Genomic DNA, 9209 nt, shown 5'->3' on the forward strand with positions numbered 1-9209 from the left:
TAGTAACGGTTAAAGAGACTATGTATAGAGTTCCAAATCATGGGAATGATTATAGCGTCTTGAAATACAGTGGGAAATTGGAAAGCGATAAAGAATGTCTTCCACTTGTGAATTTTAATTATCAGGGAAATATGTCTGCTACTGAAAACAGTAAACAGTACTTTAATAATTCTAAATTAAAATACGCAGAGCCTATGGCATGGGAGAATATTTTCGGGTCTCCAATTTCGTTAGATGGTGTGATTACGGATAATAAGTTGGAGATTGTATTTACTTGTGTTGAACGTTTAGCAGATTCATTGAAGGTAAGAAGATTAATAGATATATTCCAAAATGAACTAATTGATTTAGTAGACTTTTGTACAAATAAACACAAAACAATTGTTACACCGATGGACTTAGGGTGTCCAGGAATGTCTCATAAGGATTTTGCAATCGTGCAGGAAATTGCTGATACAGAGGATATTCATATAGAGCAGATTTATCCGCTTACGCCATTGCAAGAAGGAATGCTTTATGAATCTTTGAATGAAAAAAATAATGATTATACGATTCAAGCTATGTTTGAATTTAATGTGGAAATTGATATTGAGAGGTTAAAACAAACACTTTCAAAATTGTTTAATAGACATGAAGTATTAAGAACCCATGTGGTATATGAGAAATTAAGCAAGCCGTACCAGATTATAATGAAAGATTCTAAATTCGACTTTACATATTTTGATGTTGTATCTAATAGGAAAACTATTTCAGAGATAATTGAGAAAGATAAGGAAAAAGATAAGGAAAAAGGTTTTTCGTTTGATAAAGAATCGTTAGTACGATTCAAAGTTTTTCGACTTGGGAATGACCATTACATAATGGTCATGACATATCATCATATTCTTATTGATGGTTGGAGTACAGGTGTCATGTTGAAAGATTTAACAGACATTTACAACAATCCAATGACTGAAATACATCAAGAAGGAAAAGGGGTTTTTAATCAGTATGTAAAACTGTACGAGCAAGGAATTCATAAAGTAGATCGAGAGTATTGGGAGATGTTACTAGGGGATTTTGAAGGAGCAAATACGATAGCTTACAAGAATAACTCTGATGCGAATACTATCTCAAGTGAAAATATTGAATGGAGTACATCAGAAGCACTTTATGAAAAGCTCAAGATAGTTGCAGCAGAAAGTGAAGCCACAATAAACACGGTAGTTGAATATGTATGGGGTAAAGTGCTACAAAGTTATAGCGGTTCAAATGATGCTGTATTTGGAAAAGTGGTTTCTGGAAGAGAAGCGATAGATAGAGCGGATGATGTCGTAGGATTGTATATCAATACGATACCAGTCAGGGTAAAAAGTAATCTGGACGGTAATATACAAGATGCATTAAGAAACATGCAAATACAAGGGATTAGTTCTATGGAACATAGCAATTGTTCTTTGGCGGAAATTCAAAAAATAACAGAATATAAAGAGCAGTTGATTAAAACCATAGTTGTTTTTGAAAACTTCTATATTGCAGCAGATAATGTAGAGAATAAAACAGTGAATTTTATGACCTCATTAAAGAGAGTAAAAGAGGAAACAAACTATGATTTGACATTGACAGCTGAAGTGTCAAATACGTTGCATTTAGACATTATGTATAACGCAAACTTATATGACTTATCCCAAATTGAATTGATAAGAGACAGATTTAATGTGTTGATAGAACAAATTTGTGGAAATTCTATGCTAGAAGAAAGGTTATTAGAAGGTATTACAACCAAAGAAAAAACACTTATTTTGCAAGAATTTAATAGTAAAAATGCATTTACTAGGGAGGATACCGTATTTTGGGATTGCTTCTTAGAAAGAGCAGGCAAACATGGAAAGAAAAACGCTTTGGAATGTGGTGAACAAAGCCTTACATATTCAGAATTATGCAGATTGTCAGGATATGTTGCAAAAAACTTGAGCAAACAAGGAATCTTTGAGAATGATATTGTGGCTCTTGAAATGCATAACTCCATAGAAATGATAGTTGCCATTTTGGGAATTTGGCGAATGGGTGCAACATATGTACCAATTGATCCAAATTATCCAGAGTCTCGTAAAAAAGAAATATTAGAAGATTGCAAGCCAAAAGCAATCGTTTGTAATGTTGAGAGCAAAGTAAGTGATTATGAGACAATTAATATTACGTCATTACTTGAAGAGGAAGGTGAATATTATGGGTATGTAAAAAATGGTGGCGCATTGGCATATGTTTTATACACTTCTGGAACAACTGGAAAACCGAAAGGAGTTATGGTGACTCAGTCCAATATATACGCCTATATTCAATCTTTTACAAAAGAATTTGATGTAAATGTTGAAACAAAAATACTTCAGCAAGGTACATACACATTTGATGTTTTTGTAGAAGAAGTATTTCCTGCGTTGGTTGCTGGTGGAACAGTAGTGATATATCCAAAAGAGGATGGACTAGATTTTAAAGAACTTAGTAATTATGTGACAAAGCATTATGTTGATATTATAAGCTGTTCACCATTAGTTCTTAATGAAATAAATCTTTTGAATATGACTCCGAATGTAAAAATCTATATTAGTGGTGGTGACGAACTTAGATTCAATCATTATACGAATTTAATTAGTAGAGCAGATGTCTATAATACCTATGGTCCAACAGAAACAACGGTTTGTGCAACGTATTATAAAGTTCAACCAGAGGATAAATATCAGATACCAATTGGCGAACCGATAGCAGACTCGGTAGTTTATATTTTAAGTGAAAATAAGTTATGCGGTATTAATTCTCTAGGTGAAATTTGTATAGGAGGAACAGGAGTTTCTAAAGGATACTTAAATAACACTAAACTTACGGAAGAAAAATTTATTAAAAATCCATATGGGGAAGGAATGTTGTATAAAACAGGAGATCTTGGAAGATGGCGAGAAGATGGAAATATATTATTTGAAGGGCGAATAGATAATCAAATTAAGATTAGGGGTTATCGTGTTGAATTAAGTGAAATTGAAAATATCGTCAAGGATGCATTTTCGGTTGCTGAGGTTGTTGCTTTAGTAAGGATAAGTGGTGGAGAAAAAGTAATCTGTTTGTATGTACAAGATGATGAATTAGGAAGAGAAGAAATTCATAAAGAATTGGAAAAAAGATTACCTATTTATCTTGTGCCATCAAGAATTGAAGTTTTATCTGAAATACCAATGAAGACTAACGGAAAGATTAACATAGAAAAACTGACAATACCAGATGTTATTTCGAGTAAAAGAGAAAACGATAGTAAAGTTGAGTTAGATGACAAAGAAAAATTGTTAGTTAAAATATTTTCACAGGTATTGGAAGAAAAAACAAGTTTTTATGATGACTTTTTTGAATTAGGTGGGCATTCACTAAATGCAGCAAGATTAATAAATGAAATTGATGAAGCTTTTGGTGTACATCTTAAGATATCAGATGTTTTTAGAGAAAGAACACCGGAAAAGATTTATGAAGTAATAAAAAAACAGGAAATCATTCCGGATTCATTAAATGGATTTGATGATTTAGTAGAGGAAATAATATAGGATTTATTGATTGAATAGACTTAGGAGGATGAGATGGGAAAGAAATACAGGATGAGTTCTGCTCAAATGAGACTATTTGCCATGTATGAAGTGGAGAAAGGAAACATCGCATATAATATTCCTTCGCTATACAAATTAGAAGGTGATTTTAATGTCGAAAAATTAAATGACGCTCTTAAAGAGATGGTGTGTAGACATGAGATATTAAGAACGCATTTTGCACATTACAAAGATAATTTTGTGCAAGAAGTAGAAGACGAATGGACAGATATAAATGTTGGATATGAAGTAGTCGATGACTGTAATATTGATGAGGAAATGCAAAAATTTGTACAGCCATTTGATTTGGGGGAATTACCTTTATTAAGAATGAAAATTATAAAAGATGATAAAGTAGGGGCTGGTTATCTGCTCTTTGATATTCATCATATTATATGTGATGGCGAATCTATGAATATCTTCTTTGACGAATTGGCAAAATTGTATGAAGGAAGTAATTTACCAAAACTGAATTTTCAATATAAAAATTATAGTTCATGGGAGCAGAAACAGGATTTAGAAAAACAGGAATCCTATTGGATTGAAGAATTCAAAGATGCTACAGAATGCTTAGAATTACGTACGGACTGTATTCGACCAGCATGGAAAACAAGCAATGGAAGTAATTTTGAAATATCGTTAGATAAAGATATCAAGAATGAGATACAGTTGTTTTGTACGGAAAAAAAAGTAACTGAGTATATGTTTTTTATGGCTGCATTTGTAGTTTTATTGGAAAAGTATACTGGCCAAAATGATATTGTCATAGGCTCTCCAGTATTAGGAAGAACACATCCGGATGCAAAAGACCTTATTGGAATGTTCGTAAATACGGTGGCAATTCGAAATAAAGTAAATAGTTGTGATACGTTTGAAACGGTTTTGAGAGAAGTAGAGAAAAAGAGTTTGCAAGCATTTGACAATCAGGATTATCAGTTTGAAGAGTTAGTACAAAAATTAGAGATTACTAGAGATAATTCGAGAAATCCTATTTTTGATGTATTGTTCGGATTGCAGAATGGAGGTACCGAAATGATTCAAATGGGAGATATTTATCTATCTCCTGTTAAAATCAAAAGTGATGTTTCAAAGTTTGATGTTACGCTTATGGTTGACAGTAATCCAGATCAATACATTCTGTATTGGGAATACAACAGTGATTTATTCCTTAATACAACAATAGAAAGAATGGCATCACACTATGTTATATTATTACAGAATATCCTCCGTTACAGTGATGAAAAGATAGAAGATATTGATTACATATCAGTTAATGAGAAAAATGAATTAGTAGATGACATAATAAGTGAAGAAGTGAAGCAGTATGAAAAAGAAACTTTGATTGGGCAATTTGAGAAATGTGTAAAAAGGTTTCCAGATAATATAGCGATAGAATATGCTGATCGAATGATAACATATGAAGAACTCAATCAATTTGCAGATAATGTTGCAACGGATTTAAGAGAAAGAGATTGTGGAGTTGGGGACATTATTGGCATATGGGCAGATACGTCATGTGAAAGGATTGCGGCTGTTTTGGGTGTGCTTAAAACAGGTGCAGCGTATATGCCAATTGATATTGATGCACCGATTGATCGAATCAAATATATGATGAAGAATTCAGGTGCAAAATATATATTAAGGGATGCAGATATTGAGGGAAATTTAGACTCTGGAATTGTGACTTTGGATTTGCAACAAATTAGTTGTAAGGAAATGACGTATACACATGAAGAGTATAGCAGTGATGTTCCAGCATATTTAATTTATACATCAGGTTCAACTGGAAATCCCAAGGGGGTATTAGTAAATAACAAAAACATTGTCAATCAAGTTTACTGGCATATTAAAGGAGCAAAACTAGATGAGAAAAGTATATTTGTACAAAATACAGCATTTATTTTTGATGGGTCAGTACTAGAGATTTTTTCATCATTGCTAAGTGGTGGAAGACTGAGATTGATTAATTCGGATGAAAAAAAGGAACCTGAGAAAATTATAGAAAAGATGGAAAATGCATATATTAACATATTGCCATCTATGTTCCGAGCAGTGATGGAATATGCAATAGCCAATGGAGAGGAAAAGAAACTGAATTCTTTTAAACATCTAGGATTGGTTGCAGAGAAGATACCAGAAGACTTGATTGAGCGCTATATTAGAACAGAGAGCAGCGATTTGAGCCGCATTTGGAATTTGTATGGACCGACAGAAACTACGATAACAGCAACATTTTACCATTTGAATAGTGAAATGGATTTTAAACATGTTCCAATTGGATATCCTGTTACAAATTATAGAATCTATATACTAAGAGGAGATAGATTGTGTGGACACGGGGTTGTAGGTGAAATCTGTATATCTGGTGTAGGTGTATCCTGTGGTTATATTAACAACAAAGAACTTACAGACAAAGTATTTGTGAAAAATTTATTTGGTAGTGGCAATATGTATCGCACTGGTGATACAGGATATATTAATGAAAAAAATGAAATAGTAATTCTGGGAAGAGTTGACGAACAAGTAAAAGTGAGGGGCTTTAGGGTAGAATTACAAGAAATCGAAAAGCAGATAATGAGTGTTGATGAGGTAAAAGAAGCGGTTGTTGTATGCAAAAAGGATTCCGCAAACAATTATTTAGTAGCATATTACGAAGGAGATGTTTCCGCAACAAAAGTGCAGATTGCAATATCGGATTTTCTGCCTTCCTATATGGTGCCAGAGTATATAATTTCACTTGATGAAATTCCACATCTACCTAATGGAAAGATCGATAAAAAGTCTTTGGAAACACGAGAAATCAAGAAGAAAGCAGGTTTAGGAAAACCAAAAACGGAAGTTGAAAAATTGATATGTGGTATTTATGAAGAAGTGTTGGGAATCGAAACGGTTGGACGTGATGATAATTTCTTTGAAGTAGGCGGTGATTCAATTAAGGCGATTCGAATCGTGTCAAAATTAAGAAATGCTGGATATGATATGTCAGTAAAAAAAGTTATGCAGCTTGCCAGCCCTAAATTAATAGCAAAAACGCTAAGTAAAATAAGTAGTGCACAAGACCAAGAGGAAGAGCAGGTATCAGGGAAAGTCAGACTTGCTCCGATTCAAAAGAGGTTTTTTGAGACAAAACTACCTAATCCTAATCATTTTAATCAAAGTGCAATTTTTACATCAAGTGAGCCAATAAATATAACTGCTGTAAATAATTCATTGCAATGTTTGGTGAAACATCATGACCAACTAAGGGCTACTTTCAATGAACAAGATCAAGTAATTAGCGCACAGATTGATGAGAAACAATATGCTGCACAGCTATATAATATAAAAAATGAAAATTTAGAAAAAGCATTGCAGAGGATAGGAAATGAGTTACAAACGAATATATCTATAAAAGACAATAAACTAATAAACTGTGCAATTGTAGAAAGCTCAGAAATGCATGCATTAATATTGTGCATTCATCATCTAATTATTGATGCAGTATCGTGGGAAATTCTCGTAGAGGATTTGAACGAACTATATTCAGGGTTTGTAGATAATAAAAAGATTAAGTTATCAAATAAAACGTTATCTTATAAGCAATGGACAGATACATTGAATGATTATTATCTTGATGGAAAACATAAAGAGGAACTAGAGTTTTGGAAAGAAACGGTTACAAAATTGAGAAAAAGTGATGAAGTGGAACTAAGGGAACGTTTGAATCGTTCAAAAGAATTCACGATAATAATGCCTCAAGAAGTAGTTAAGCCAATTATAGAAAATGGAAGAAAAATTTTGTCTATGAATGCAAATGAATTATTGTTAGCAATATTTTTAAGATCATTTTCGGAGTGTATGAATACGAAAGGTACTTCCTTCATGATAGAGAGTCATGGGCGTCCAGAGTTAGATGAGCGTTTGGCAGTTACTAGAACAATTGGCTGGTTTACAACATTATATCCGATTGTATTTGAATGTGTAGGACAAGATTATATGGAGGATTTAAGAACGACTAAGGAAACATTACGTTCTATACCGAATTATGGAATTGGGTATGATATTGCTAGAGATAGTGGGTTCTTAGCTGAGGAATTTAAAGAACCATTAATTACGTTTAACTACTTTGGGAATAGAGAAACTCAAAATGTAATAAATTCTTTACCGCTTATTCCAGATAATTATGATATAGGATTGAATATAGATGAAAACAATAAATTTGGTACACCAATATCCATAAATGCTGAATTGATAAATGGGGATGTTGTTGCAGAGATATCTTATGTTCAAGGAATTTTGGAAGAAGAAAAAATCACTCAATTTAAAGAGTGCGTTAATAAACAAGCGAAGTCCTTAAAAAAACTATTTGAGGGGCAGCAGATAAAGATAATGACACCATCTGATTACTATCAAAGTAATATGAGTCTTAGAGATTGGGATGTGATTATCAATAAGATGAGTCAACAAAAAGAAACATTAGAGGATATCTATGATTTGTCACCAATGCAGGAAGGTATGCTCTATGATAAATTGCGAGATGCGGATTCATTGAATTATGTACTACAAACGGTTATAAAATACAAAATGTTTATAGATAATAAGAAAATGGAGCAAGCTGTTTATCAATTAGCTAATGTGCATGAAATTCTTAAAACACATGTGTTTTACGATGGTATTACACAGCCAAAACAGGTGATACCTACAGAAAGAGCATTGGAGTATAAATATAAAGATTTTTCAACATCTGAACATGCATATGAAGAATTTGATAAACTATGTGCCAGTGAACATAAAAAAGGCTTCCAACTTGAAAAAGATAGTCTTATCCGATTTGCGTTATGTAGATTACCAAGTGATGAATTTAGAATAGTCATAACGGCACACCACATAATCATGGATGGCTGGAGTTTACCAATCATAGTAAATGATCTGATGGATCTATATACACATGACTATAGCGTGGATGCTTGCATCACTAAACCAAAATATTCAGAATACATAAGACAGTTAAAAAGTCGTGATAGTGTTTATAATTATTGGAGAAAAGTATTAGGTGGAATAGAAGAAAAGACTACGATATTGCCGCTTAAAAACAATAGAGAAGCATCTTCAATAGTAGCAGAAATAGAAATGGTAATTAATGATGCCACTACAAAAGGTGTTGAGAAGATAATTCAGAGATACCAAGTGACAATGAATACATTTATTGAGGCTGTCTGGGGAATAATTTTACAACGCTATAATGATGTACAAGATGCCATTTTTGGGAAAGTAGTATCGGGAAGAAATGTAGATATCTCCAATGTTGAAAAAATGGTAGGGTTGTTTATAAATACAATACCAGTGAGAATTCAAAACCGTCCAGGATTAAAATTCTATGAATTACTTAGTGAAGTTCAGACACAGTCAATGGAGAGCAGTGAGTACGATAATGTTTCGCTTATGAGATTGCAGGAAGAGTTAGGATTAGGGCAAGATTCAATACAAACGATTCTGGCTTTTGAAAATTATTTTGTTAATGATTTATCGGAGGATTTTGGTTACGATGTCGAGAATGCGAAAGAGCAGACAGACTTTGATCTTGCGCTTGCGATTAGTAAAGAAGAGCAATTAAAGATAAATTTG

2 protein-coding genes are annotated in these 9209 nt (G+C 32.8%); both read left to right on the forward strand.

Features of this window, described 5'->3' with window-relative positions; genetic code table 11:
- A partial coding sequence (locus tag RMR19_RS19965; RefSeq protein WP_310605268.1) for an amino acid adenylation domain-containing protein occupies window positions 1–3566 on the forward strand: 3566 nt, incomplete at its 5' end.
- A gap of 33 nt (window positions 3567–3599) precedes the next feature.
- Window positions 3600–9209: non-ribosomal peptide synthetase (locus RMR19_RS19970; RefSeq protein WP_310605269.1), on the forward strand; the 5610-nt coding region annotated here is incomplete at its 3' end.

It is taken from the genome of Anaerosporobacter sp. (assembly GCF_031551385.1).
In the GTDB taxonomy this organism is placed as follows: Bacteria; Bacillota; Clostridia; order Lachnospirales; family Lachnospiraceae; genus Anaerosporobacter.